Below are 25,679 nucleotides of genomic sequence, written 5' to 3'. Positions count from 1 at the left end.
GGCCGATTCAGTCCGTTTCGGCACGCAGCGGGAGGCGGGCGCTCACCTGCCAGCGCCCGTCGGGCAGCTTGCCCGCGTGCAGGGTGCCGCCGAGCACGGCGACGCGTTCGCGCATGCCGACCAGGCCCATACCGCCACCGTGAATCGCGCTCTCCCGCACGGGAACTCCGCCGCTGTCGGTGATCTCGACCAGGATCTCCTCGGCGCCGCGCTGCACCCGCACCACGGCCTTGGCGCTCGCACCGGCGTGCCGGAGGGTGTTGGTCAGCGACTCCTGCACGATGCGGTGCACGCCGAGACTCACCTCGGGTGCGATGTCGTCGAGTTCGCCGGTGAGTTCGAGGTCGACGGCCAGGCCCGCCTCGCGCATCATCTGCGCCAGTTGCGCGATGCCCGCGCTGCCGTGCTGGGGCAGGAGTTCGGGTGCGTGTTCGGTGCGCAACAGGGCGACGGTGCGGCGCAGTTCGCGCAGGGCGTCGCGACCGGTGCCCGCGATCGTCGAGAGCGCGCGTTCGGCGGCGTCCGGGTCGGTGCGCAGGGCGTATTTCGCGCCGTCGGCCTGCACGATGATGACGCTCACCGCATGCGCGACCACGTCGTGGAGTTCGCGGGCGATGCGGGTGCGTTCGGCGGCGACGGCCTCGTGGGCGCGGCGTTCCTTGTCGTAGTCGGCGACCGCCAGCCGCGCGGCGACCTCGGCGTCGTAGGCGTGCCGGGCGCCGTTGAACTCCGCCAGCGTCCAGCACAGCGCGTAGATGGCGCCGACGAGGATCAGGTCGCCGCCCTTCGGCTCGCGCACCAGCAGCACCGACAGACCCAGGTCGAGGGCGAGGAAGCCCACGTAGATCAGCCCGTCACGGCGTCCGACATAGGCAACCAGCGTGTAGAGCATCACGCCGAGCCCGATCAGCGCCACGTGCGGTGCGGTGCTCTCGTTCAGCAGGTAGGCGGTGAACGTGCACAGCAGTGACAGCACGAGCAGGGTCGCGGCCATGGCGCGCGGGTACAGCCGCCGCAGGGCCACCGGCATCGGTAGCAGCACCGACAGCACGAGGTAGACGACCTTGTTCCTGGCCTCGCCCACGCCGAGGACGTCGAAGCACAGCAGCATCGCCGCGAGGAGGGAGTCGGCGACGATGGGTCGTCCACGAAGCCACAGACTGAACCGGCGCACCGGCCAAGCCTAGGCGCCCGCTGGCTTTCCGGCCGTGATCTTGATTGCCTTGACGCGTGCAACTCGGAGACTGGACGGTGCTACTGGTGGCCGCGGCGGCGGCGGGCTGGGTCGACGCGGTGGTCGGCGGCGGCGGGCTGATCATCCTGCCCACCCTGTTGCTGGTCGCCCCCGGCATCGCACCGCAGACCGCGCTCGGCACGAACAAGATGGCCGCGCTGGCGGGAACGGCCACGGCGGTACTGACCTTCGCGCGCAAGGTGCCCATGCAGTGGAAGGTGCTGGTGCCCGGTGGGGTGATCGCCGCGATCACCGCCGCGTGCGGTGCGGCGGCCGTGTCGCTCATCGACCGGGAACTGTTCATCCCGATGGTGATGGTCGTGCTCGTCGGCGTGGCGATCTTCGTGACGTTGCGACCGAAGGTCGGGTTGACGATGGCGACGCACCCGCCGACGCGACGCAAGGTGATCCTGGTCGTCGCGCTCGCCTCGGGTCTCATAGGCCTCTACGACGGCTTGCTCGGCCCCGGCACCGGAACCTTCCTGATCATCACCTTCGCCACTCTGCTCGGCACCGAGTTCGTGCGCGCCGCGGCGATGGCCAAGGTCATCAACTGCGGGTCGAACGTGGGCGCGCTGCTGTATCTCGGTGCCACCGGGCACGTGCTGTGGGGGCTCGGCGCGGGCATGGCGGTGGCGAATATCGCCGGTGCGATTGTGGGTTCGCGGATGGCGCTGGCCAGGGGCGCGGGCTTCGTCCGGGTGGTGCTGCTGGTCGTGGTCGTGGTGATGGTGGTGCGGCTGGGCTGGCAGCAGTTCGCCTAGCGCACCGCGTCGGGCTGGGCGGCCAGCCACGGTTGCAGTACCCGCGAAGTGGTTTCGTGGATCTTGCGGTGCAGGCGTTCGCCGTCGTCGATGCTGTGCTGCGGTTGCTGGAACAGCACCGTCAACGCGCCCGAGACCGCGCCGACCACGGCGCCGACCAGGGCGGCGGCGCCGACTTCGTCGAGTTCGTGGGGAAACGCCAGGTGCAGCTGCCTGGCGATCTCGCGCTGGGCGACGAGCTGGGCATGTGCGGCGCGACCGCTCACCGACGGGACGGTGCGCGACACGCGGGCGCGCAGGGCGGCGATGCGGGCGCCCAGGTCGTCGACGAGGTGTTCGCCGGGGTTGTCGCCCGCGGCGCGCAGGGCACGCAGCAACACCTCGACGGGTCGTTCCCCCGGCCTGCGCGTGGCGATGGCCGCGACCGCCGCGCGCACGCGGTCGTCGGGTTCGGGGAAGAGCAGTTCTTCCTTGCTGGCGAAGTAGTTGAAGAAGGTCCGGGTGCCGACCTCGGCCGCGGCCGCGATCTCGGCGACGGTGGTCTCCTCATAGCCTGCTGCCTCGAACAATTCGACGGCGGCCAGCAGAATCGCACGACGGGTTCGTTCCCTTTTTCGATCGCGGAGGGCAGATGGCGGCACGGCGGGCACCCTACGGCATCGGCGGGTTCCCCGGCGGGAGGATCGGGGCCCGCGCGTCACGGTTGTCGCTGCCACGGCCCGGTTTTCACGTAGGCGTGGAGCACGTGTCGGTGGGAGCCGCTAGCGTAGGCGCGGTGAGTACCACGACTTCACACGAAGTGGACGAAGAGTTCCGTGCGCTCGGGCTCGCCGCGCTGGCCGAGGCCGCGTTGTCGGCGGCCCGCGCGGCGGGCGCCGAACATGCCGATCTGCGGGTGCAGCGGTTGGTGACCCAGTCGGTCCGGTTGCGCGACGGCCGGGTGGAGGCGGTCACCGATGCCACCGAACTCGGGTTGGCGGTGCGTGTGATCGTCGACGGCACCTGGGGTTTCGCGTCTCACGCCGCCCTCACCCCCGACACCGCCACCGAGATGGCGCGTCGCGCGGTGACCGTCGCGCGAGCGCTGCGTTCGCTGAACCGGGAGCGGGTGGAGCTGGCCGACGAACCGGTCTACGACGACGTGTCCTGGGTGTCGGCCTACGATCTCGATCCGTTCGCGGTGCCGACGGCCGACAAAGTGGCGCTGCTGCAGGACTATTCGGGGCGGTTGTCCTCGGCCGACGGTGTCGACCACGTCACCGCCGCGGTGTTGCAGGTCAAGGAACAGACTTTCTATGCCGACACCGCCGGATCGTCGATCACCCAGCAGCGGGTGCGGTTGCATCCAGAGCTCGAGGCGGTGACCGTCGATGCCGCGTCCGGGGTGTTCGAGACAATGCGCACCCTCGCCGCGCCGGCGGGTCGCGGGTGGGAGTACGTCACCGGCGCCGACGGAACCTGGGACTGGGCAGACGAACTCGCGCGGATCCCCGGCTGGCTGGCCGAGAAGGTGAAGGCGCCTTCGGTCGTTGCGGGGCCGACCGATCTGGTGATCGACCCGACCAACCTGTGGCTCACCATCCACGAATCCATCGGGCACGCCACCGAGTACGACCGGGCGATCGGCTACGAATCCGCCTATGCGGGTACATCGTTCGCCACTCCCGACAAGCTCGGGACCTTGCGCTACGGCACCCCGATCATGCACGTCACCGGTGACCGTACACAGGCGAACGGGCTGGCCACCGTCGGCTACGACGACGAGGGTGTGGCGGGCCAGCGGTGGGATCTGGTGCGCGACGGTGTCCTCGTCGGCTATCAACTCGACCGCGTGTTCGCCCCGCGCCTCGGCCTGGACCGCTCCAACGGCTGCTCCTACGCCGACTCGCCGCACCACGTGCCGATCCAGCGGATGGCCAATGTGTCGCTGCAACCGGATCCCGACAACGACACGAGCACTGCCGAGCTGATCTCGCGGGTCGAGGACGGTCTCTACGTCGTGGGCGACAAATCCTGGTCGATCGATATGCAGCGCTACAACTTCCAGTTCACCGGACAGCGGTTCTTCCGGATCCGCAACGGGGAGCTGGCCGGTCAGGTGCGTGATGTCGCCTACCAGGCCACGACAACCGATTTCTGGGGGTCGATGGAGGCGGTCGGCGGGCCGAGCACGTGGCAGCTGGGTGGGGCGTTCAATTGCGGTAAGGCTCAACCGGGTCAGGTGGCGGCGGTGAGTCACGGTTGCCCGTCGGTGCTGGTGCGCGGGGTCAATATTCTCAACACCCGGACGGAGGGCGGCCAGTGAGCGCGAGTGTGTTCCCGGCGGGCGCGGTGGTCGAGCGGGCGCTTGCCGCGTCGACGGCCGACGAGGCGATCGTGCTCGTCACCGACGCGCACGAGGCGTCGCTACGGTGGGCCGGCAATTCGATGACCACCAACGGTTCGTCGGTGTCGCGGTCGTGGGCGGTGATCTCGATCTTCCGCGACGGACCGAATTCGGCTCGGGTGGGCTCGATCGCGTCGACCAGCGTCGATCCGGCCGACATCGCGGCCGTGGTGCGAGCCAGTGAGGAGGCCGCGCGCACGGCCGAACCGGCCAAGGACGCCATGCCGCTGCTCGAGCCGACAGAAGACGATTCGGACACCTGGGAGCAGGCGCCGGGCAGCACCGGGATCGAGGTGTTCGCCGGGCTGGCCCGCGACCTGTCGACCGGATTCGACGGCACCGACCGGCTCTACGGTTTCGCCCACCACCAGGTGCACACCACCTGGCTCGGCACCTCCACCGGTATCCGGCGCCGGTTCACCCAGCCGACCGGATCGGTCGAAATCAATGGAAAGCGCGGGGAGGGCAGCGATCTCGCCAGCGCCTGGGTCGGCGTCGGGACACCCGATTTCGTCGATGTGGACACACCCGGGCTGCTGTCGGAGCTCTCGCGGCGGCTCGACTGGGCCGCCCGCCGGGTCGACCTGCCCGCGGGCCGCTACGAAACCTTGTTGCCGCCCTCGGCGGTCGCGGATCTGATGATCTACATGGCGTGGAGCATGGAGGGTCGCGGTGCCCAGGAAGGGCACAACGCGTTCGCCCGGGCAGGCGGCACGCGTGTCGGCGAGCGACTCACCGACCTCCCGCTCACCCTGTACTCCGACCCGAAGGCGAGCGGCCTGGAGTACCGGCCGTTCGTGGCGACACCCTCGTCGTCGGAGTCGCTGTCGGTGTTCGACAACGGTCTGTCCGCGCGGCGCGTCGACTGGATCTCCGACGGCACCATCGAATCGCTGATCTACCCGCGCGCCACCGCCGCCGAATTCGGCACCACCGCAACGGTTCCCGGCGAGAATCTGCTGCTCACCGGCGGCAGCGACGCCACCCTGGACGACATGATCGCCCGCACCGAGCGCGGCCTGCTGCTGACCTGTCTGTGGTACATCCGCGAGGTCGATCCGGCCACCCTGCTGCTCACCGGCCTCACCCGCGACGGCGTGTACCTCGTCGAAGACGGAGAAGTCACCGGCGCGGTGAACAACTTCCGCTTCAACGAGAGTCCTCTCGACCTGTTGCGGCGGGTCGCGGAGGCAGGCGCGACCGAGATCACCCTTCCTCGCGAATGGAAGGACTGGTTCAGCCGAACGGCTATGCCGCCACTGCGGATTCCGGACTTCCACATGTCGTCGGTGAGCCAGGCGACCTGAATTCGTAGGGGCGGCGGTGCCCGACCGCACCGCCGCCCCGCGACTGGTCATCGCGACCGACCAGGGCTAGCCCCAATCGGCGAGACTGGTGGCGCTTCCCTCGGGCAGGTGCAGGATCACGTCTGCTCCCTTGATCGTGTCGGGGTCCAGGGGAAAGTAGCCCTGCTCAGGTTTCGTATCGGTACGGATGCCGGCAGTGCCGAGGGTGCCGGCGGCCACCAGTCCCCAGGTGGACGTGGACTTCTGGAGGATGCCTTCGTAAGTACCGGGGTCCGGTTCGCCGAGTTCCAGGCCGGTGCTGCGGCCCAGGCTGCCGAGGACCACCTGGTAGCGCTCCCCCATCAGGGCGGCGACGATCGCGCCGGCTCCCGACCAGGTGAGGTTCATCGGGCCCATTCGCATGATGCTCGAGGTGCGGCGCAGGTGGAGGTTGTGGGCGCACACCAGGGTCGGGCCGCGTGAACTCTCGACGGTGCGGATGTCGAGCAGGTTCTCGGCCATGAGGGCGTCGCGGGTGGCGGACAGGGCCGACCAGCGATCGTCGTCGGGGAGAGGGTCGGCGGCTCGAGCGTGGTAGCGCAGCAGGCCGAGTCCGGCGATGAGATGGACTGCGGCCCTGCGCCATTCGTCGAGCGAGGTGGCAGCGATTCGCTCCGGTGCCCGGGTGCGGAGGCGGACGAGCAGGTCGTCGGCGATGACGCGCAGGCGCGCGGCATCGGTGCCGGCGCCGACCGAGACCGTCGGGTCCATGATCGCCTCGGTGCGGTCCCACCGGTCGTCCTCGCCTGCCACCTCGCGGATGCCGAGGTCGAGTTGCACGTAGTCGCAGGCATATTCGAGGTAGGGGCGCGGGCTCGGTGCGTACATGGTTTCCATCGCGCCGTCGAAACCGTGGATGCTCACGCGGTCCGCGGGTGCCAGTTCGGCATTGTGGGCGCGCAGCCAGGCCACCAGCTCCCGGTTGGTGTCGAAGGCGCCGAAGCCGTGGGTGAAGCCGGTGCGCATCACCTCGTCGAGGGTGCCGACACCGTGGCGGACATAGTCGTCGATGGTGAGTGCGGCTGTGCGGCAGGTTTCCAAGGCAATCGAGCGGAACCCGCGCTCGACCAGGTCGGCGAACAGTTCGTTGCGCCGGGCGGCGAAGCCCGGCTCCTTGTGCGTGGGTTCGCCGAAGGCGAGGAGCTCACAGGTGGAGGGGATGAAGTCCCAAATCTTCTGACTCATGTGAGTATATCGTATCTTTGAAGAAACGGTGTAAACCTCACCCGGTTTTGTAAGTCATATGCCAGGTAAAGTCTCAAATCGTGAGAAACCTGCGACCGACGGACCTGGCCCGTGAGCACGGCATTTCCACCCAGGCGGTGCGCAACTACGAGCAGGACGGGTGTCTTCCGCCCGCCGACCGCACACCCACCGGATACCGCGTCTACACCGATCTCCACGTCGTCGCCTTGCGCACTTACCTCACCCTCATTCCGGCCTTCGGGCACGCCGTCGCGAGTCGCGTCATGCGTGCGCTGCACGCTGACGATCTCGACGCCGCTCTCACCGAGATCGACCGTGCCCATGCCCGTCTACTGGAAGACCGCGAGACTCTGACCGCTATCCGCCGAGCGGTCGATCACCTGACGAACCAATCACCCTCTACCACAACGAATCTCGAGACCGCGTACACCATCGGTGAACTAGCCGCCCACCTGCGGCTCACCCCCGCCACTCTCCGAGCTTGGGAAACGGCAGGCATCCTCTCCCCTGCCCGCGATTCCGCCACCGGCTATCGGCTCTACACCTCCGCCGATCGCCGCGACGCTCATCTGACGACGATCCTCCGTCGTGGTGGTTACCGTCTCGATCACATCGCGACCGTTATCGCTCAGATCCGTGCCGCGGGGAGTACCGAGGCCCTTACTGCTGCTCTGACCGCTTGGCAGGCCAAGCTGACCGAGCAGGGTCTTGCGATGCTGGATGCGGGGGCGGTGCTTCGTGGTTATGTAGCCGAGCTCGGTGCGTAAGTGATTCTTCTGGAACTGCATTGCGTGTGCCAAGCGCTGGTCGGTCGGTATCAGGCGAAGCTTGCATGTAGTGCAGGACTGGCCCTACGGGACGGCTCGGGTGGTACCAGCTGCCGCACTCCCGGGCGTGCGGACCACTGCGGTGTTTTGTGCACCACAAAGGTATTGGGCTGTATTTTTGGAGCGCTGGCGCGCTCGAGCGCGGCCCCTGGAGGGCCGCTACGCCGCTTCGCGGCGTTCCCTCCTCGAGGTCGGGAAGGGTGCCGGTTGGGAATGCGGTCATGGCGGACTCGAGTGGGGCCACGTGGCTGGTAGTGCGGTAGATCGCGGCTTTGAGCGATGCGGTGCAACCGCAGTGCGATCAGTCGGGGGTGCGGCAGGCGGCACGCCTAGGCCAGCCGCCCGCCGCCTCACTACTCCCCCAGCCTCACACCCTTTCGAGGACCGCCGAGGCCCCGATCCCACCCGCCGCGCAAATTCCCAACAGCGCGGTCTGTTTCCCGCTTCGAGCCAGCTCATTGGCCATGGTCGTCACCATTCGGGCACCGGTGGCGCCGAACGGATGCCCGAGCGAGATGGAGCCGCCGTGCACGTTCAGGGTGTCGATATCGACGGACCCCACCGCTTCATCGCGGTCGAGCCGGTTCTTGGCCCACTCCGCGCTCTCCAACATACGAAGCACCGAAAGAGTCTGTGCCGCGAAGGCTTCGTGAATATCTACGAGGTCGATATCGCTCAGGGACATCCCCGCCTTGTCGAGCGCGCGCGGCATCGAGATCGCCGGTCCGATGAGTACCTGGTCCGCTGGGTCGACGCTCACATAGCTCCACGACCGAAATGCGGCCAGTGGCGTGAGGCCCAATGCCCGAGCCTTCTCCTCGCTCATCAACAACACCGCCGACGCACCATCGGTGAGCGGACTCGCGTTGCCCGCGGTGACAGTGCCGTTCTCGGCGAAGACCGGCTTCAGCGCGGCCAGCTTCTCGACGCTCGTATTCGCTCGGACCAGACCGTCGGTCTCGATCCGCTTGCCGGACGGCGTCTCGATCGGCACGACCTCGTCATCGAATCGGCCCGAGGCGATAGCGGCGGCGGCGCGCTGGTGGGAGCGGGCGGCGAAAGCGTCCTGGTCGGCGCGGGAGATACCGTTGATCCTTGCCATCTTCTCGGCGGACTCGCCCATCACCTCACCGGTGGTCCGCTCGGAGATCTTGGGCTGACGCGGCAGGATGTCGGTGAACGGCGCGAGCTGACGCACGACGTCCAAATAGTCCTTGGCCGACGGTTTCCCGAGCGCGACGGGTGCGACCGCGTGCACCACTTTCTGCGGCAGTTTGATCTCGGCGTTGCTGGTGGAGTCGCTGCCGCCCGCGATCATGATGTCGTATTCGCCGCGTTCGATCGCCGCGGCCGCCGAGGTGACGGCCTGCAAGCCCGACGCGCACGCCCGGGTGACCGTGTATCCCTCGCACCCGAAATCCAGGTTCAGATCCAGGGCCACCTCGCGCGCGATGTTCGGCGCATGACTGGGCAGGATCACCCCGCCCCACACGATGGACTGGATCTCGGCGGGCGCGATGCCGGTGCGCGCGAGCAGACCACGCACCGCCGCGCCGGCAAGGGCGATACTGTCGAGCCGGGTCAGGTCGGTGAACGCGCGGACGAACGGGGTGCGGGCACCCGCGATCACGACGGCGCGGCGGCGGTTCTCGGCCATGGGAGTCCTTTCGTCTGAACCCCCACGGTATCCGATACCGGCGGTACTGGGTACCGTTTCGGTCAGGCGGGCGTGATCTCGAGACCGATGGTGCCGTCCTTGCCCCGGCGCAGGTTGCTGAAGAAGATCACCAGCGGGCCGGTGAGCCGGTACTTGCGGCGCAGCAACGAGCGGACCTGCTCGGTCTCGGCCCCGTCGAGTACGCGCGCGGTACCCGACACCACCGCACCGTGCGTCTTACCGCGCGCATCGCACGGCTGCACGGTCACCTCGGCGTTGCGGCGGATGCGCTTGACCTTCCAGCTGTCGGTCACCGTCCAGACATACAGCTTGTCCTCGCGCGACACGGCCCACACCGGGGTACCGACCGGCGTGCCGTCCTTACGAAAAGTGGTGAGCAGTACATAGTTCGCGGTCGCAACCTCGCCCAGGCGGTTCGTCATTCCTCGAGCCTAGCGGTGCGAAAACTGGTGCGGGCGGGGCGGCGGAAAGGTTCGTAGGCTCGGATTCATGAGCGATGCCGCAGTGCCGATGTTGTGGAGTGGTGACCTCGGGGCCACGTTGGCGTTCTATCGGACGCTGGGGTGGACGGTGACCCACGAGCAGACACGGCCGTATGCGTACGGGGTGGTCGAGGGTCACGGGACCGCGTTGCATTTCTCGCCTGCCCCCAGCGGGGTCGAGCTTCCCCTCGAACATGTCGCGGCGCTGCTGCTGGTCGACGACGTCGCCGACCGACACGCGAAGTTCACCGCTGCGCTGCGCGCCGAATACGGCAAAATCCCCGTGAAGGGTTGCCCGAGGATCACCCGTTTCCGGCCCGGGCAGTCACGATTCACGCTGGTCGATCCGGTCGGCAATACGGTGCTGGTGATCCAGCGCGACGAACCGGAGTCCCTCGAATACGGCGGTTCCCGCGATCTCGACGGCCTGCCGAAAGTTCTCGACAATGCCCGCATCTTCCGCGATTTCAAGAACGACGACCGGGCCGCCACGCGAGCCCTGGAAACCGGTCTACGCCGTTTCGGCGCCTCTGCTGCCGCGACCGACATTGCCCGCGCCTACGCCGCCCTGGCCGAACTCGCCGTCGCCGCAGGTGATTCCGAGCGCCTCGCGCACTGGAAATCCGCGTTGAACGCCCTCTCCCTCACCGCCGAGGAGCGCGCCGCCCTGTCTGCCGACGCCGCGGCATCGGACCGGCTGGCCACCTGGCTCGCGACCACCGACTGATCGACCCGCTCCCAGCCACTCGCCGAACGGTGGGCCGCCATCGGGTTGATCGTGAAACCGGAGGATTCGACTAGCGGCCGCATCGGTCGGCAACAGATCTGGAGGCACATCAGCATCTGACCGGCACCGACCCGGAATTCGTAGTCGACATCGACCACCCAGCATCGATCGTCACCGCGCGCATCGTAGGTTTCGACCGGCGCCGTACCTTGCGGAACAGTAAGCTGCCACCGTGCAGGGGCGGAGCAGTATGCAATTCATCAGGCGTTGCGTAGCAACAACATTCGCGGCCGTCGTTGTAGTCGGTGCGATTCCGGTGACCGCCGCCCAGGGACAATCCCACTCCTGTGCCGACGGCTGGCAGGCCGACGTGCTCGCCACCGATCTGGGCGCTCTGGAGAACCTCGAGTACGACGGAGCGGGCGGCTTCTACGTCAGCGGCCTCCTGCGCGGTGAAATCCTGCACGTCGACGCGGCAGGCACCGTCACCCTCGTCCTGTCAGGCCTCGACCATCCGGCGGGCCTCCGATTGTCCGGCGACACACTGTATTTCGTCACCGGCGACGGCAGCACCCCGAACGGTGGTGGCACCCTGCGCGCGCTGGACCTGCCGACCGGCACTGTCACCATCCTGCTCCCCGACCTGGTCCAACCCAACGGCCTGCTCCTGCTGCCCGACGGTGACCTGCTGATCTCCCAGCTGTCGGTCCCGTGGCCGCCGGTCGGCATCAGCCGCTACCGCCCGTCGACCGGTGAGTTCACCCTCGCCTGGTCGTCCGTGCACCGCCCGAACGGCCTGGCCGTCTCCCCCGACGGCCGCTCGATCTACACCGACGACATCGCCCTGTCCCAGGTCCTGCGCATCCCGCTGGACGCACCGGACGAACCCGAGGTCGTCGCCACCGTCACCGACGGCTTCCTGCCCGTCCTCGACGACCTCGACGTGGCGGCCGACGGCACCGCCTACGTCACCGGCGACTACTCGGGCAGCGTCTACCGCGTCGACACCACCACCGGCGCCTGGTGCACCATAGCCACCGGCTGGACCACCCCACCCACCCCGCTGCCGTCCCCACCGCCGATCGGCCCCACCTCGGCTCGTCTCGCCCCGGACGGCTCCTCCTGGTCCCTCTACGTCACCAGCATCGACGGCACCCTCCGCCGCCTCCGCCCACCCCCGACCCTGGACCTCACCCCACCGACCCACCAACTTTGACCTCTGGCCGGACACCACTGCAGGCCTTCCGCTCTCGGTGAACAGAAGCCTGCCCGACCCACGTTCCGGCTGGTTTCCTCTCACTGAACAAACGAAGGCACTGACCGGACTATCCGTTTCGATGCGGAGATCGGAGCGGAACCATGAGCCCGAGGTGGGCCAGGCAGGAAGGGTTCGGGATTCGCCTCGACTGGGGGCCGACAGGAGCCGCAGTGATCGGCGCGGGTGCGGCGTGTGTCGTGGTGGTCGACGTGTTGTCGTTCAGTACCGCGGTGTCTGTTGCCGTCGCGGCGGGCACAGCGGTCTACCCCTATCGGTGGCGTGACAATTCCGCCCAGGAGTTCGCCGCGCGGCACGGTGCCGAGCTCGCCGTCGGACGACGTGCTGTCGATGCCGCCCATCCGTGGTCGCTGTCCCCGGCGGCGCTCCGCCGAGCACCGTTCACCGATCGCCTCGTCCTACCCTCCCCCAACGGTTCCACCATCGCCTCGGCTGTCGTGGGTGCACCCGTCGTCGCGGCCTGTCTTCGCAATGCCGATGCGGTCGCCACGTGGATCACCGGGCGGCGGTGGGGCACGCCCGAGCAGCCGATCGCGATCGTTCCCGCTGGTGAGCGCTGGGCGGACGACGCAACACTTCGGCCCGCTGTCGAGGACTTGCTCGGCGCGGGAGCCCTCGTGGCCGCGCTGATCGACCGAGGTTGTCGTCACCCCTCGCCCGAAGCGCGTTCCGCCGCACACGCTTTCCTGTCGGTGACGAACATCGGTACGGAGCTGGACGAGTGTGCGTCGGGCCGAGAACTTCGGTCGGGCGGGTTCGGCGACGATGTCGACATCGCGGCGCAGATCGATACCGACACCGCCGTTCCGGTTCTCGCCGACGGCGCGTTCACCGATCACAGCCTCTGAGCCGCCCTCCCCGCCGGCCGGTGGGCGGTGAGTCGCGGCCGCTGACCCACCGCCCCAGTTTCTACTGATTCGCGCCGATCACCCCGCCGATCACCGCACCGATGATGCACCCCGGAATGGCGCTGACCAGCAGGAAGATCAGGCCGATGAGTGCGCCGACGACGCAGCCGATGGCGACGCCTGCGACGATATTGCCGGTCTGATCAATATGCTGCAGTGCCGCCGGGTTCGGGGCGGGTGCGTTGACGGGCGTGAGGGTGAGTGACGTTGCGGTAGCGTCGATTTCGGGAATAACCTGCACGGCGGGACCAGCGACCATGGCCACCGTGGTGGGGATGAACCCGACCCGCGCGCCGTCCGGTGAGAGCACGGCCACACCCGCGCCGGGGGTGAGTTCGAAAGTGCCCGAGGTCAATTCGACCGTCGCCTCCGACCCGTCCGCGGCGAGAGCGGCGGAGTAGGCGACGGCGCCGTCGACACCGGCGAGCGACGGACCCGCCACGGGAGCGCCGTGGGCGGTGGCGGCGGTGATACCGGTCGCGGCGACGGTGAACAGACCGGCGGCCAGCAACTGCGTGAATTTCATGGGATGTCCCTCCGATGCGCTGATCCGACTACCCCGGGACCAGCTCGACACCACCTATGATGCGCCATTGCTATGGGCTATAAGTCCGATTCGACAGAGGATACCGATCAGTTTCGCGAGGTCAGCACGCTCGGCCCGTCGGCGGTGACGGCGATCGTGTGCTCACTGTGGGCGCAGCGCGATCCATCGGCCGAGCGGATGGTCCACCCGTCGGCGTCGGTGTAGACCTTGTCGGTGCCCGCCGCGAACCAGGGCTCGATGGCGATGGTGAGCCCCGGCCGCAGCAGGAAACCGCGCCCGGCCCGGCCGTCGTTGGCCACGTGCGGATCTTCGTGCATGGTCCGCCCGATGCCGTGCCCGCCGTATTCGGTGTTGATCGGATACCCGTATCCGCGTGCGACATCGGCGATCGCGGCCGAGATGTCGCCCAGCCGGTTGCCGGGCTGCGCGGCGGCGATTCCGGCGGCCAGTGCCTCCTCGGTGGCCCGGACCAGCCGCAGATCGTCGGCCGAGCCGGTGCCGACGGTGAACGAGATCGCCGAGTCCGCGCTCCAGCCGTCGATGGTGACAGCCAGGTCGGCGGTGAGCAGATCACCGTCGCGCAACACGTAATCATACGGAAGCCCGTGCAGGACAGCATCGTTGACGGCCAAGCACACCGTGTTGCGGAACGGCCCACGCCCGAACGAGGGCGAGTAGTCCCAGTAGCACGACACCGCCCCACGCTCGCGAATCCGTTCACGCACATAGGCTTCCAGCTCCAGCAGGTTCACCCCCACCAGCGCTCGTTCGCGCACGCCGGCCAGTACGTCCGCGACGAACCGGCCGGTCACCCGCATCCGTTCGATCTCCTCGGGAGTCTTCAACTCCACCATCACGCCTCCACTCGGTATTTTCATACCGACACTAGCCGTGCCGGTATAAAAATACCAAGCTCAGCGGTTGAGGTTGCCCATGTCGACCGGGATCTGCGCGCCCGTCACCTGACCCGCCTCGTCCGAACACAGCCACGCCACCGCCGCCGCGATCTCCTCCGGCTGACAGATGTAGCTGGGCAGCGCGTTCATGAACATGGGCCCGAGCGTGCTCGCGTGCTCCTCGAGCAGCGGGCCCATCTCGCCCATCTGCATCCCGGTCGCCACGCCCGCCGGATGCACGGTGTTCACCCGGATGCCGTACCCGCCGAGCTCGTTGGCCATGGTCTTGGCCAGGCCGGTGATGGCGTGTTTGCTGGCGACGTAGTGGCCGACGAAGGGCATGCCCTTGAGCCCGGCCACCGAACTGGTGAACACCATCGCGCCGCCACTGCCCTGCGCGATCAGGTGCGGCACAGCGGCTTTCGCCGTATGCCACACACCGGTCAGGTTCACATCGATGGTCTCGCGCCACTGTTCGGGCGTGATCTCCCACGACAGCGCCGCCGAGCAGATGCCCGCGTTGGCGACCACCACGTCGAGCCTGCCGAGTTGCTCGATACCCGCGGCCAGCGCGGCCGAGAGCGCGTCGAAATCGCGCACGTCGACCTTGCTCGCGACGATCCGGCCACCGGCGGCCTCGACGAGCTTGACCGTCTCGGCCAGGTCGTCTTCCGTCGCCCCCGCGTATCCCGTGCTGCCGAATTCCGCGCAGGCGTCGACGGCGATCACATCGGCGCCTTCCTCGGCGAAGCGCACCGCCTCGGCCCTGCCCTGTCCGCGCGCCGCGCCCGTCACGAAGACCACCTTGTCCTCGAACCGTCGTGCCATGTTCCTACCTCCGAACCTCGTCGTCCTTCATGAACACTTCACCACCACGGAACGGGCCGTGCGGTACGAAACCGGATTTCCGGCGGCTTCGGGCCCTACGCGGCGGCAGGATCATGGGCGAAGCTCGCCCACGCCCGGACGACGATCTCCCCCGAGGCGTCGACACCGGTGAGAGTGACATCGACGCGCGGCTCGCCGTCCTGGATGTAGTGCTGGGTGATGTGGCCGGAGCAGGTCACGGTGTCGCCGGGCGGCAGGGCGCGCAGCACGCGAGTGCGGAAGCGGCGGATGTTCTCGGCGCCGAGCCAGTCGGTGGCGTAGGTGGCGAGCAGTTCGGCCGAGTGCGGTGTGCTGTCCTCGGCGACAACGGATTCGGTGACCGACGCCCACGACTCGGCGACGAGCCCGCCGGTGCGGTCGAAGTACTGGACGAGAGATTCGGAGCCGTCCGGATCGTGCCCGTCGATCGCACGGACGGCGGTCAGCCGATCACCGGCGCGCGGCGGCGGCCCGAAGAACCGGTGGTCGGTCTCGGTCCGGCCACCCGTGACGCGCCCACCCGCGGACAGGAACGTCGGCGGGACCACGGGCCGTTCGGCGAGCCGGTAGGCCGGATCCCGTGACAACGCCCGGGCCGCGAACAACCGGATGTCCTCGGTGTCCAGATCGACGGCCACCGCCCTACCTGCGTGCACGCTCACGATCACTCCTCTCGTCCTGCTCGCCGGCCACGCTAGGCGGCCGGCGGTGTTGTGACCGGTTCCTCTCCCGCTGATCGGGACATCGCGACGCGGGCGGGAAAACATGTCCACTGACCGGGACGACCCCACCTCCACCTACCCGCCGCGGGCACACCATCGGCGCAGCTCATCCCCACTCCGCCCGAACATGGAGGTTTCGATGCCGGAGAACCCGCCGAACGGCCGAACCCAGTCCGCCACACCCGAATTCCGGGAGATCGAGGCCGCTGCCGCACCCACCCGCTTCGCCCGCGGCTGGCACTGCCTCGGCCTGCTCTCGTCGTTCCGCGACGGTGTGCCCCACGAGGTCAAGGCTTTCGGCACCACCCTGGTGGTGTTCCAGTCCGAGACCGACGGCGCACTGCACGTGCTCGACGGCTTCTGCAGGCACATGGGCGGCAACCTCGCCCACGGCACCATCAAGGGCGACTCGATCGCCTGCCCCTTCCACGATTGGCGCTGGGGCGGCAACGGCAAGTGCACGGCGATCCCGTACGCGCGCCGGGTTCCCCCGCTGGCCAAGACCCGCTCGTGGCCGACGCTGGAACGCAACGGCCAGCTCTACATCTGGCACGACCCGCAGGGCAGCAAGCCCACCGAGGCGGTGACCATTCCCGAGATCGAGGGCTACGGCAGCCCGGAATGGACCGACTGGACGTGGAACTCGATGCTCATCGAAGGCTCACACTGTCGTGAGATCGTCGACAACGTCGTCGACATGGCGCACTTCTTCTACGTGCACTACGCGTTCCCGCGCTATTTCAAGAATGTCTTCGAGGGCCACGTCGCCACCCAGTACATGCGCTCGACGCCGCGCCACGACATCGAGGTCGGCACCAGTTACGACGATCCGAACTCGACGTTGCGTTCGGACGCTTCGTATTTCGGCCCCTCCTACATGATCGATTGGCTGTGGAGCGAGGCCAACGGCATGACGATCGAGACGGTCCTCATCAACTGCCACTATCCCGTCAGCGATAACTCCTTCGTGCTGCAGTACGGCGCGATGGTGAAGAAGCCGCAGGGCATGTCCGATGCCGACGCCGAGGCGATGGCCGCGCAGTTCGCGCGCGGTGTGGAGGTCGGTTTCGAGCAGGACGTCGAGATCTGGAAGAACAAGGCGCCGATCGACAACCCGCTCCTCTCGGAGGAGGACGGGCCGGTCTACCAGCTGCGCCGCTGGTACAAGCAGTTCTACGTCGATGTCGACGAGGTCACCGAGGACATGACCAAGCGCTTCGAATTCGAGATCGACACCGAGCGGGCCGTCACCAGCTGGGAGGCCGAGGTGGCCGACAACATCGCCCGCGGCCGAGTCGTCGATACCACCGCCTGATCCGCACCCCCACCCGAGAGAAAGCACCACCCATGACCAACGTGCTCGACAACATCATGGCGATCGCCGACCGCCTGCGCGAGCAGAGCCCCGAGGCCGAACGCCTCGGTCAGCTGCCCGACGCGACCGCGAAGATGCTGAAGGCGGCCGGCCCGATCCGGTTGCTGCAGCCCAAGAAGTACGGCGGGTTCGAGGCCCATCCGCGCGAGTTCGCCGAGACGGTGATGGCCGCCGCCTCGCTCGACCCGGCCACCGGCTGGATCTGCGGCATCGTCGGCGTGCACCCGTGGCAGCTGGCCTTCGCCGATCCGAAGGTGCAGGAGGAGGTGTGGGGCTCCGACAGTGACACCTGGATGGCCTCGCCCTACGCACCGACCGGCATCGCGCGCCCGGTGGAGGGCGGTTACATCTTCAACGGCCGCTGGCAGTTCAGCTCCGGCACCGATCACTGCGACTGGATCTTCCTCGGCGCCATGCTCGGTGACGCCGAGGGCAAGATGGCGATGCCGCCGACGATGCTGCACATGATCCTGCCGCGCGCCGACTACACCATCGTCGAGGACTCGTGGAATGTGGTGGGGCTCAAGGGCACCGGGTCCAAGGACATCATCGTCAAGGACGCCTTCGTGCCGTCCTACCGGGTGATGAACGGCGATCACGTGATCGACGGGACCGCGCAGCGCGAGTACGGCGTCACCGACACGCTGTACAAGATGCCGTGGTCGACGATGTTCCCGCTCGGCATCAGCGCCGCCGTGGTCGGCATCGCCGAGGGCGCGCTCGCCGCGCACCTGGACTATCAGCGGGAACGGGTCGGCGCCCAGGGCACCGCTGTCAAGGACGACCCGTATGTGCTGTTCGCGATCGGCGAGGCGGCGGCCGATATCAATGCCGCGCGCCAGGAGCTGCTGGCCAATGTGGATCGCGTGTGGGACCTGGTCGACGCAGGCAAGGAGGTCGGCTTCGCCGATCGCGCGGCGGGCAGGCGCACCCAGGTGCGTGCGGCGTGGCGGGCGGTGATGGCGGTGGATCAGATCTTCGCCCGGTCCGGCGGCAACGCGCTGCGCATGGACAAGCCCCTGCAGCGCTTCTGGCGCGACGCGCACGCCGGCCTCAACCACGCCATCCACGTGCCGAGCACGGTCTACCACGCCTCGGCGCTGAGTTCGCTCGGCATCGACCCCGCCCCGAACCTGCGCTCGATGATCTGAGCGAATACCGAAGAAGGACAACGCACATGACAGATATCAAGAGCCTCGGCTATGTGAAGATCCAGACCGCCGACATGGACCGCTGGCGCAAGTTCGCCTTCGAGGTCCTCGGCTTCGCGCAAGGCAGCGGCCCCGACGAGGACGCCCTCTATCTGCGGATGGACGAGCGCGCGGCGCGGATCGTGGTGGTGCCGGGCGAGTCCGACGCGGTGGTCACCATCGGCTGGGAGGTGCGCGACCACGCCGCACTCGTCCGGGTACAGGAGGCCGTGACGGCGGCCGGTATCGCGGTGAAGCCGCTGTCGGTCGAGGAGGCCGACGCGCGACGGGTCGAGGAGGCCATCACCTTCCAGGACCCCACCGGCGCCACGCTCGAGGTGTTCCACGGCGCGCTGCTCGACCACAGCCCCGTGGTCACCCCGTTCGGCGCGAAGTTCGTCACGGGCGCACAGGGTCTGGGCCACGTGGTGCTGCCGACGATGGATCTCGGCGGTGCGTTCGAGTTCTACACCGAAGTGCTCGGCTTCCGGCCACGCGGCGCCTTCCGCATTCCCGCGCCGCCGGAATACGGGCCGGTGCGGATCCGGTTCCTCGGCGTCAACGAACGCCATCACAGCCTTGCACTGTGCCCCGCGCCGCACGGCGGGGCACCGGGCCTGATCCACATCATGGTCGAGGTCGACAGCCTCGACGCGGTCGGCCAGGCCCTCGACCGGGTGAGCAAGGACGGCTTCTCGGTGTCCTCCACGCTCGGCAGGCACACCAACGACAAGATGGTGTCGTTCTACGTCCGGGCGCCCGGCGGCTGGGACATCGAGTTCGGCACCGAAGGCATGCGGGTCGACGAGCAGTACTACACCGCCGAGGAGATCACCGCCGACAGCTACTGGGGCCACGACTGGTCCGGCAGCGAGCCGCTCGCGGCGATGTAACCGGCACACGCGCCAACCAGCCCCCGGTCCGAGCCCTCGCTCGGAACGGGGGCTTCGTGTTTTCGCCATACGAAGGGCCGCTTTTCTGTGACAGCTACCACAGGAGGTGGTATAAATAGGCATATGCCTAATCGAAATATGCGCTAAGCATCAGCTCGTAGATCCGAATGGAGAGCTCATGGTCATCCAGGCCGAGGCCACCACCCCGAGCGCGATTCTCGATCGCGCGTCCCTGCTGCTCGACGCCTTCGACGGGCCGGGCAGGCTCACCCTCGCCCAGATCGTGCGCCGGACCGGCCTACCCCGGTCCTCGGCGCACCGCATGCTGGAGCGGTTGGTGCAGTTGCGGTGGCTACGCCGCGAAGGCCGTGACTACGAGCTCGGCATCCGGCTGATGGAACTGGGATCGCTCGCGGTGCACCAGGATCGGCTGCATCGCGCCGCCATGCCCTTCTTGCACGAATTGCACCGCGCCACCGGGCTCGTCGTGCATCTCGCGGTACTCGACGGCGCGGATGTGGTGTACCTGGACAAGATCGGCGGCGACCTGGCCGCGGCGGTGCCCACCCGCGTCGGCGGACGACGGCCCGCGCACTGTACCGCGGTCGGCAAGGCGATCCTCGCCTCCGCCGACGAGCGCCGCCTCGCCGAGGTGCTCACCGCCCAGGCGGGCACGCGCACCCGCTACTCGATCAGCACGAAGGCCCAGCTCGACGCGGATCTGGCCAAGGTGCGCGCGCACGGCGTCGCGGTGGAACGCGAGGAATCACTGCCCGGATTCGGCTGTATGGCCGCGCCGATCGGCGACCTCGGGCAGGCCGCCGTCGCGGCGGTCTCGGTGTGCGGGCCGGTGGACCGGATGCAGTTCGATCATCGCCTCAGTGCCCCGGTGCGCACGACGGCACTCAATATCTGGCGTCATGTCGACGACGGGCAGGTGCGCGTTCGCCCGACTCTGCAGCAGCACGCGCGCCCGCTCAATGTCGGTCCCCGACCCCTTGTGCCGGTGGACCGGCGAGCACGCGACTACGCCTGAGGAGCCGCAGCGCCGCCCTGTTCGCGGAGACGACGGTCGTGTGTCCGCGTCGGGCGGCGTGCGAATCTTGCCGATGCGTGGATGTGCTCACCCACGCATCGGCTCATTGACGCAGAAACTGTGGCAGATACGATCGCGCACAATGACTTCCGGATGCTCCGGGTCGAACCACCGGTCCACGTGAGCCCAGTGGACGGGGTGCATGAGATACGCGCCGTCCAGCCCGTCGAGGTCGCTGAACTCCTGTTCCCAGACATGCGTCCACGACGCGGATCCGATCGCGCGCGTGGTCCGGCTCAGCTGCCAGGACCGGATGGTGGAGATGTAGCGGGGCATGCGCAGCAGATCGGCCTCGAACCGGTCGACCGTCTCCGGCGCGGTGGTGGGTGAGACACGCAGCAGCAGAACGCGATACACCGATCCGGTGGCCGGTTCGGCTGCGCCACCGATGCCTGCCCGGTACTCGGCGCCGTCCACGTGGGCGATTCCGTCGACCACCGAATCCCACTGTGGTGCAACGCTTTCCCAGGCGGACGGATCGTCGAAGCGCAGGTGCACCAGGATGTCCCCGCCGTTGCGCACGCCGTGCAGGGTCGGCTGGACGAGGACCCGGCGGGCCGGTGACGCGAGCGCGCGGGCCCGCAGATCCGCGAGTACCCGGTCGGCGTCGGCCGTAGGGGCCAGGTGAACGAGCCGGACGACGTCAAACATTGCCGAGCCTTTCGATGTCGGCGGGTGCGGCGCCGGTGGTCCTGGTGCGTTCGAGGACGAGATCGTCGACGTCGTCCCACCAGCGCCGCACCGATTCGTCGAGGCGGCCCTGCCAGGTCATCGCCCACCAGCCGGCGGCACCGTCGAGGACCCAGGTGGCGGTCACCGTGTTGGACTCGTCCGGGAACCAGACGGGCGGGCTCACGACCAGCCGTTCCAGTGTCATGCCGCGGGCCCGGGCGCCCGGCGCGTACCCGCTCAGATAGGTGTCGACGAACTCCTCGGCCCGGCCAGGTCTCGTGACGACGGTGTCGATGACATAGACGTTCGTGGTGTCCATCCGCCGACGATAGGCAGCCGTCGCGGCAGGTCGGCGGGTTGTTTCCGCCCAGCGGGAGAACCAGGTCCGGCGCACCGGCCTCCCGCCCTACGGTGAGGCGCACGACGGCCGACCGACCGCGTCGGCACATCACAGGAGGATCAGTGACAATCCGTGACTACCCGACCACGGGGCCCGGTGCCGTGCCGGATCCCGAGGTGGCGGCGATGCTGGCCGTCCTCGACGCGGGATTTCCCGATGTGGCGGCGATGTCGGCCGCCGACGCGCGGGCCGCGATCTTCGCGAGACGTGGTGCGCCACAGCGACTTCCCGATCTTCCGTCGGTCGGCGACGTGATCATCGACGGACCGGGCGGTGCGTTGACGGTGCGTGTGTACCGGCCTCACGCCGACGGGCCGCCCCGGCCGGTGATCGTGTTCGCACACGGCGGCGGATTCGTCTTCTGCGATCTCGACAGTCACGACGAGTTCTGCCGCTCCATGGCGGTGGGTGTCGGGGCGGTGGTCGTCGCGGTCGACTACCGCCTCGCCCCGGAACATCCCGGGCCCGCCGCCCACGACGACATGCTCGCAGCGGTCCGGTGGGCAGCCGAACACATCGCCACCTACGGCGGCGACCCGGCGCGCATCGCGCTGGCGGGTGACAGCGCGGGCGGCAACCTCGCCGCCACGGTCGCGCTCGCGGTGCGTGACGGGAACGGCCCGCCGGTGGCCGCGCAGATCCTGCTCTACCCGGTGATCGACGACGATTTCGACACCGAGTCCTACCGCCGCTTCGGCACCGGCCACTACAACACCACCAGGGCGATGCGCTGGTACTGGCAGCAATACGCCCCCCACGGCACCGACGACGTGCGCCTGGTCCCCACCCGCGCGGAAACCCTCGCGGACGTGGCGCCGGCCGTCGTGGTGACCGCCGAACTCGACCCGCCGTGCTCGGCGGGCGATGCCTACGCCGCACGCCTGGAAGCCGACGGCGTGCCGGTGCGCCACCGCCGCTACGACGGCCTGTTCCACGGCTTCCTGACCATCCCGTCCCTGGCCGCGACCCAGTCGGCCCGCACCGAGATCTGGGCGATGGTCCGCGCAACGCTCGGCCTGGACTAGACCCGAACCCGGGCCACCCGGCGATGCCTACTCGGGCGCGTCCGGGTGCCCGCCTGCCGCCTGCACGCGCTGCTCGATCTCACGCCAGCGTCCGGGCGTGGGGTGCGGGTACTCGGCGCGGTCGTCGTGTTCGGCGCCTGCCAGGATCGTCGCGGCCTGGTCGATCTCGTCGATCAGCTGCTGGGCGAGTTCGCGTTCGGCGGCGTAGTGGCGCTGTGCCCACTGCAGAACGATCTGCGAATAGGCCCAGCCCGGTTCGGATTTGGCGGCTTCGGCGTCGACGGCGGCGCGCTGCTCGAGCTGGTCGACGTCGGCGATGTGGTCGCGCAGGATCTGCTTGAGCCGCTCGGGTGAGCCGAGGTGGCCGAACATGACGCGCAGCAGCACATGGTGTTTGAGCACCGAGGGGTCGACGGGCGCCTCGTTCCACCAGGTGGTGACGGCGGCACGACCCGCGTCGGTGATCTGGTACAGCCTGCGCCCGCGCATGGCGTTGTCGCTGTCGAGCCGGGAGGAGGCGAAACCGTGCTGTTCGAGCTTCTTCAGTTCCGCGTAGATCTGGCTGTAGGACGGGGTCCAGTAGAAGTAGCGCAGGCTCCAGTCGGCCCACTTCTTCAGGTCGTAGCCGGAGATCTCCTCTTCGAACGAGAGCATCGCCAGGACCGCCCAACTGGTCGGCGGCAAGTTGGGCACGCCGGGGTCGGGGTCGGTGTTCGGCACCGGTGCATGGTAGCAACCGGCCCGGTCACCTCGGCTGTGTCGGCAACCGCTCACCGGGAGGACACCTTGAGAGCCGCACCGCCTGCCACCGATTCTGGGGGTATGAATGCAGACAATGTCGTCGTCGACGCAGGTGTTCCCAGCCCGGCCGAGCTGCGCGCGGTGCTCGGGCATTTCGCGACCGGGGTGGCGGTGATCGCCGCGCACGACGGCACCCGGCCGATCGGTTTCACCTGCCAGTCGGTGGTGTCGGTGTCGCTCGACCCGCCGTATGTGTCCTTCTGCCCGGCCAAGAGCTCGACGAGCTGGCCGCTGCTGCGCCGCACGGGGACGCTGTGCATCAACATCCTGGCCGAGGATCAGCGGGCGGTGTGCGCCCGGTTCGCGGTGAGCGGCGGCGACAAGTTCGCCGGTGTCGAGTGGAGTCCCGCGGGCAACGGCGCACCTGCCCTGCACGGGGCGGTCGCCCATATCGAGGCATTGGTGGAACTCGAGCACGACGCGGGCGACCACACCGTCGTGCTGGCCCGGATCAGCGGTCTGCGGGCCACCGAGGGCGCGCGACCGTTGCTGTACTACCGGGGCGGTTTCGGCGGGTTCGCCGGCTGACACGGCAAACGGGGTGGTCGTCCGACGACGAACCACCCCGTTACCGGCGCTTCACGCCTCGAGAACGTCGAAACCCTTGTAGCCCGCGGCCGCCACCTCGGCGATGATCTGCCCGTAGACGCCGAACCCGCCGACGAACGGCATGAACACCCTCGGCTTGCCCTCGATATTGGCGCCCAGGTACCACGAATTCGCTTCGAGCATCAGGGTTCCCGCCGCCCGGTCGGCGCATTCCCGCACCCAGGCCGCGACCGCGTCGGGCTGGGCTTCCAGCGCCACCGCGCCGCGGTCGTCGAGGAACCCGATCGCCTCGGCCACCCAGTCGACGTGCAGTTCCGAGTGCAGCACCATGTTCGCCAGCACCGAGGGACTGCCCGGTCCGGTGAGGTTGAACAGGTTCGGAAACCCCGAGATGCCCAGTCCGAGATAAGTTTTCGGGCCTTCCGCCCAGGTCTCGTTGAGGGTGACGCCGCCCCGGCCGACGATGTTCATCCGCGAGACCGACCCGGTCATCGCGTCGAATCCGGTGGCGAGCACGAGGGTGTCGAGACGGTAGTGCGTCTCGGTGGTGTGCACACCGTCGGCATCGATGGCGGTGATCGGGGTGGCACGCAGGTCGACGAGCTCGACATTGTCGCGGTTGAAGGTCTGGTAGTAGTTCGTGTCGGTGCAGATCCGCTTGGTGCCGATCGGATGATCGCGCGGGATCAGGATATCGGCCACGCGCGGGTCGTCGATCACCGCGCGCACCTTCTCCTCCCAGAACAGCCGCGCGGTGTCGTTGGCCTCGCGAGTGAGGAGCTGATCGGGGAAGGTCTTGGAGAACAACACCCCACCCAGCTCCCACCGGCGCTGATACGCCTCGCGACGCTCCTCGTCGGTCGCCTCGACCGCGAGCTTCGGGTGTGGCTGGTGCGGCGAGCCGCCGCCACTGGCCATCGACAGCCGCCTGCGCTCGGCGTAGTTCGCCTTCTGCGCCTGCCGCTCTTCCTCGGTGAGCGGCGTATTGCCCGCGGGGACACTGTAATTGGGTGTGCGCTGGAAGACGTGCAGACGCGCGACCTCCTCGGCCAGGCACGGAATCGTCTGGATCCCGGACGAACCCGTGCCGATCACACCCACCCGCTGCCCGGTCAGATCGACACCGTCGTGCGGCCAGTGCGAGGTGTGCAGTACTCGACCCGCGAAGGTGTCGAGGCCCGGGATGGCCGGGGTGTTGGCGTTCGACAGCGGGCCGGTGGCCAGTACCACGAACCGGGCCGACACCGCGCGCCCGGTGTCGGTGCCGACCTGCCAGCGCAGCGTCGGCTCGTCGAGCACGATATCGGTGACGCGGGTACCGAATTCGATGTCGCGGCGCAGGTCGAAGCGGTCGGCGACGTGTTCGAGGTAGGCCAGGATCTCCGGCTGGGTGGCGTACTTCTCGCTCCAGTTCCATTCCAGCTGCAGGTCCTCGTCGAAGGAGTACGAGTAGTCGACGCTCTCGACATCGCAGCGGGCACCCGGATAGCGGTTCCAGTACCAGACGCCGCCCACGCCGTCGGCGACCTCGAACACCCGCACGGTGAGTCCTTGCTCGCGGAACTTGTGCAGGGCGTAGAGCCCGGCGATGCCCGCGCCGACGACGACCACGTCGACCTCGGCCGGACCCTTCCCTGGTGACGATGGGGTCTTCACTGTGCCTGCCTTTCGATGGAGACCGGTTCTCCGCCGCGACGCTAGGGATCCGGTCGGCATCCGAGCAGGTGGCCTTCCCGCTGACCGGCACGTTCGCCGGATCGTTGTCGCCTCCCGGTGATCGGGATGACCCGCATCACACCGGCGGACACCGGC

26 protein-coding genes are annotated in these 25,679 nt (G+C 68.4%); 13 read left to right on the top strand and 13 right to left on the bottom strand.

Annotated elements, in window-relative coordinates:
• Positions 1-7: 7 nt before the first annotated feature.
• Positions 8-1,174, bottom strand: coding sequence for a sensor histidine kinase (locus ACWEVR_RS16955; RefSeq protein WP_067635507.1), 1,167 nt, complete (start codon positions 1,172-1,174; stop codon positions 8-10).
• A 56-nt stretch (positions 1,175-1,230) separates the two neighbouring features.
• Here ACWEVR_RS16955 and ACWEVR_RS16950 point away from each other — a divergent pair, with 56 nt between their 5' ends.
• Positions 1,231-1,998, top strand: a complete 768-nt coding sequence (locus ACWEVR_RS16950) for a TSUP family transporter (RefSeq protein ID WP_452467678.1) — start codon at positions 1,231-1,233, stop codon at positions 1,996-1,998.
• Here ACWEVR_RS16950 and ACWEVR_RS16945 read toward each other — a convergent pair.
• A complete protein-coding gene (locus tag ACWEVR_RS16945) occupies positions 1,995-2,639 on the bottom strand; it encodes a TetR family transcriptional regulator (protein ID WP_303745828.1) in 645 nt (214 codons plus the stop codon). The two genes, ACWEVR_RS16950 and ACWEVR_RS16945, sit on opposite strands and share 4 nt — an antisense overlap.
• A 134-nt stretch (positions 2,640-2,773) precedes the next feature.
• Between ACWEVR_RS16945 and ACWEVR_RS16940 the strand changes: the two genes are divergently transcribed.
• Both ACWEVR_RS16940 and ACWEVR_RS16935 read left to right on the top strand, forming a co-directional pair.
• Entirely contained in the window at positions 2,774-4,303 is a 1,530-nt protein-coding gene (locus ACWEVR_RS16940; protein ID WP_452467677.1) for a TldD/PmbA family protein, read from the top strand.
• An 8-nt stretch (positions 4,304-4,311) separates the two neighbouring features.
• Positions 4,312-5,691 (top strand): metallopeptidase TldD-related protein, encoded by a 1,380-nt coding sequence (locus ACWEVR_RS16935; protein ID WP_452467887.1) that lies wholly within the window; start codon positions 4,312-4,314, stop codon positions 5,689-5,691.
• Positions 5,692-5,757: 66 nt separating this feature from the next.
• On the opposite strand, the gene ACWEVR_RS16930 is transcribed toward ACWEVR_RS16935, so the two are convergent.
• On the bottom strand, positions 5,758-6,915 hold the full coding sequence (locus tag ACWEVR_RS16930; protein ID WP_452467676.1) for an erythromycin esterase family protein: 1,158 nt from the start codon (positions 6,913-6,915) through the stop codon (positions 5,758-5,760).
• An 80-nt stretch (positions 6,916-6,995) separates the two neighbouring features.
• Between ACWEVR_RS16930 and ACWEVR_RS16925 the strand changes: the two genes are divergently transcribed.
• On the top strand, positions 6,996-7,703 hold the full coding sequence (locus ACWEVR_RS16925; protein ID WP_452467675.1) for a MerR family transcriptional regulator: 708 nt from the start codon (positions 6,996-6,998) through the stop codon (positions 7,701-7,703).
• A gap of 427 nt (positions 7,704-8,130) precedes the next feature.
• Here the strand turns inward: ACWEVR_RS16925 and ACWEVR_RS16920 are convergent, their stop codons facing one another.
• The gene (locus ACWEVR_RS16920; RefSeq protein ID WP_452467674.1) at positions 8,131-9,420 is read right to left on the bottom strand and encodes an acetyl-CoA C-acyltransferase; all 1,290 of its coding nucleotides are present in this window, start codon (positions 9,418-9,420) and stop codon (positions 8,131-8,133) included.
• A gap of 62 nt (positions 9,421-9,482) precedes the next feature.
• Positions 9,483-9,863 carry a PPOX class F420-dependent oxidoreductase gene (locus ACWEVR_RS16915; RefSeq protein WP_452467673.1) on the bottom strand — a complete coding sequence of 127 codons (381 nt, stop codon included), beginning with the start codon at positions 9,861-9,863 and terminating at the stop codon, positions 9,483-9,485.
• Between the two features lie 67 nt (positions 9,864-9,930).
• Between ACWEVR_RS16915 and ACWEVR_RS16910 the strand changes: the two genes are divergently transcribed.
• The 3 genes from ACWEVR_RS16910 (at position 9,931) to ACWEVR_RS16900 (ending at position 12,774) form a co-directional block, all read left to right on the top strand.
• Positions 9,931-10,650, top strand: a complete 720-nt coding sequence (locus ACWEVR_RS16910) for a VOC family protein (RefSeq protein WP_452467672.1) — start codon at positions 9,931-9,933, stop codon at positions 10,648-10,650.
• 250 nt (positions 10,651-10,900) lie between these two features.
• Positions 10,901-11,866, top strand: a complete 966-nt coding sequence (locus tag ACWEVR_RS16905) for an SMP-30/gluconolactonase/LRE family protein (protein WP_452467671.1) — start codon at positions 10,901-10,903, stop codon at positions 11,864-11,866.
• A gap of 143 nt (positions 11,867-12,009) precedes the next feature.
• Positions 12,010-12,774 (top strand): 2-phosphosulfolactate phosphatase, encoded by a 765-nt coding sequence (locus ACWEVR_RS16900; RefSeq protein ID WP_452467670.1) that lies wholly within the window; start codon positions 12,010-12,012, stop codon positions 12,772-12,774.
• A gap of 61 nt (positions 12,775-12,835) precedes the next feature.
• Here the strand turns inward: ACWEVR_RS16900 and ACWEVR_RS16895 are convergent, their stop codons facing one another.
• From ACWEVR_RS16895 to ACWEVR_RS16880, 4 genes are all read right to left on the bottom strand, one after another.
• Positions 12,836-13,360: a hypothetical protein gene (locus ACWEVR_RS16895; protein WP_452467669.1), complete on the bottom strand. Its 525-nt coding sequence runs from the start codon at positions 13,358-13,360 to the stop codon at positions 12,836-12,838.
• Between the two features lie 107 nt (positions 13,361-13,467).
• The gene (gene map / locus ACWEVR_RS16890) at positions 13,468-14,235 is read right to left on the bottom strand and encodes a type I methionyl aminopeptidase (RefSeq protein ID WP_452467668.1); all 768 of its coding nucleotides are present in this window, start codon (positions 14,233-14,235) and stop codon (positions 13,468-13,470) included.
• 60 nt (positions 14,236-14,295) lie between these two features.
• Positions 14,296-15,105, bottom strand: coding sequence for a mycofactocin-coupled SDR family oxidoreductase (locus ACWEVR_RS16885; protein ID WP_452467667.1), 810 nt, complete (start codon positions 15,103-15,105; stop codon positions 14,296-14,298).
• Positions 15,106-15,200: 95 nt separating this feature from the next.
• Positions 15,201-15,806 carry a hypothetical protein gene (locus ACWEVR_RS16880; protein WP_452467666.1) on the bottom strand — a complete coding sequence of 202 codons (606 nt, stop codon included), beginning with the start codon at positions 15,804-15,806 and terminating at the stop codon, positions 15,201-15,203.
• Positions 15,807-16,005: 199 nt separating this feature from the next.
• Here ACWEVR_RS16880 and ACWEVR_RS16875 point away from each other — a divergent pair, with 199 nt between their 5' ends.
• The 4 genes from ACWEVR_RS16875 to ACWEVR_RS16860 all read left to right on the top strand — a co-directional run bounded on the left by ACWEVR_RS16875 (position 16,006) and on the right by ACWEVR_RS16860 (position 20,360).
• On the top strand, positions 16,006-17,181 hold the full coding sequence (locus ACWEVR_RS16875; RefSeq protein WP_452467665.1) for a Rieske 2Fe-2S domain-containing protein: 1,176 nt from the start codon (positions 16,006-16,008) through the stop codon (positions 17,179-17,181).
• Positions 17,182-17,213: 32 nt separating this feature from the next.
• Positions 17,214-18,392: an acyl-CoA dehydrogenase family protein gene (locus ACWEVR_RS16870; protein ID WP_181696352.1), complete on the top strand. Its 1,179-nt coding sequence runs from the start codon at positions 17,214-17,216 to the stop codon at positions 18,390-18,392.
• 26 nt (positions 18,393-18,418) lie between these two features.
• Positions 18,419-19,324: a biphenyl-2,3-diol 1,2-dioxygenase gene (bphC, locus tag ACWEVR_RS16865; RefSeq protein WP_452467664.1), complete on the top strand. Its 906-nt coding sequence runs from the start codon at positions 18,419-18,421 to the stop codon at positions 19,322-19,324.
• A 178-nt stretch (positions 19,325-19,502) separates the two neighbouring features.
• Positions 19,503-20,360 carry an IclR family transcriptional regulator gene (locus tag ACWEVR_RS16860; RefSeq protein WP_067635587.1) on the top strand — a complete coding sequence of 286 codons (858 nt, stop codon included), beginning with the start codon at positions 19,503-19,505 and terminating at the stop codon, positions 20,358-20,360.
• A gap of 87 nt (positions 20,361-20,447) precedes the next feature.
• On the opposite strand, the gene ACWEVR_RS16855 is transcribed toward ACWEVR_RS16860, so the two are convergent.
• Together ACWEVR_RS16855 and ACWEVR_RS16850 are read right to left on the bottom strand one after the other, a co-directional pair.
• Positions 20,448-21,071, bottom strand: coding sequence for a Dabb family protein (locus ACWEVR_RS16855; protein ID WP_452467663.1), 624 nt, complete (start codon positions 21,069-21,071; stop codon positions 20,448-20,450).
• Positions 21,064-21,411 (bottom strand): hypothetical protein, encoded by a 348-nt coding sequence (locus ACWEVR_RS16850; protein ID WP_452467662.1) that lies wholly within the window; start codon positions 21,409-21,411, stop codon positions 21,064-21,066. The genes ACWEVR_RS16855 and ACWEVR_RS16850 overlap by 8 nt, the downstream gene beginning before the upstream one ends.
• 143 nt (positions 21,412-21,554) lie before the next feature.
• Between ACWEVR_RS16850 and ACWEVR_RS16845 the strand changes: the two genes are divergently transcribed.
• On the top strand, positions 21,555-22,517 hold the full coding sequence (locus ACWEVR_RS16845; protein ID WP_452467661.1) for an alpha/beta hydrolase: 963 nt from the start codon (positions 21,555-21,557) through the stop codon (positions 22,515-22,517).
• Positions 22,518-22,544: 27 nt separating this feature from the next.
• On the opposite strand, the gene ACWEVR_RS16840 is transcribed toward ACWEVR_RS16845, so the two are convergent.
• Complete coding sequence (locus ACWEVR_RS16840) at positions 22,545-23,171, bottom strand: PadR family transcriptional regulator (protein WP_243749795.1); 627 nt, start codon at positions 23,169-23,171, stop codon at positions 22,545-22,547.
• 168 nt (positions 23,172-23,339) lie between these two features.
• Between ACWEVR_RS16840 and ACWEVR_RS16835 the strand changes: the two genes are divergently transcribed.
• Entirely contained in the window at positions 23,340-23,846 is a 507-nt protein-coding gene (locus tag ACWEVR_RS16835; RefSeq protein ID WP_452467660.1) for a flavin reductase family protein, read from the top strand.
• A gap of 51 nt (positions 23,847-23,897) precedes the next feature.
• Here the strand turns inward: ACWEVR_RS16835 and ACWEVR_RS16830 are convergent, their stop codons facing one another.
• Positions 23,898-25,523, bottom strand: coding sequence for a flavin-containing monooxygenase (locus tag ACWEVR_RS16830; protein WP_452467659.1), 1,626 nt, complete (start codon positions 25,521-25,523; stop codon positions 23,898-23,900).
• Positions 25,524-25,679 lie beyond the last annotated feature (156 nt).

It is taken from the genome of Nocardia sp. NPDC003979, assembly GCF_053605015.1.
This window is presented reverse-complemented; position numbering and strand designations above follow the sequence as displayed.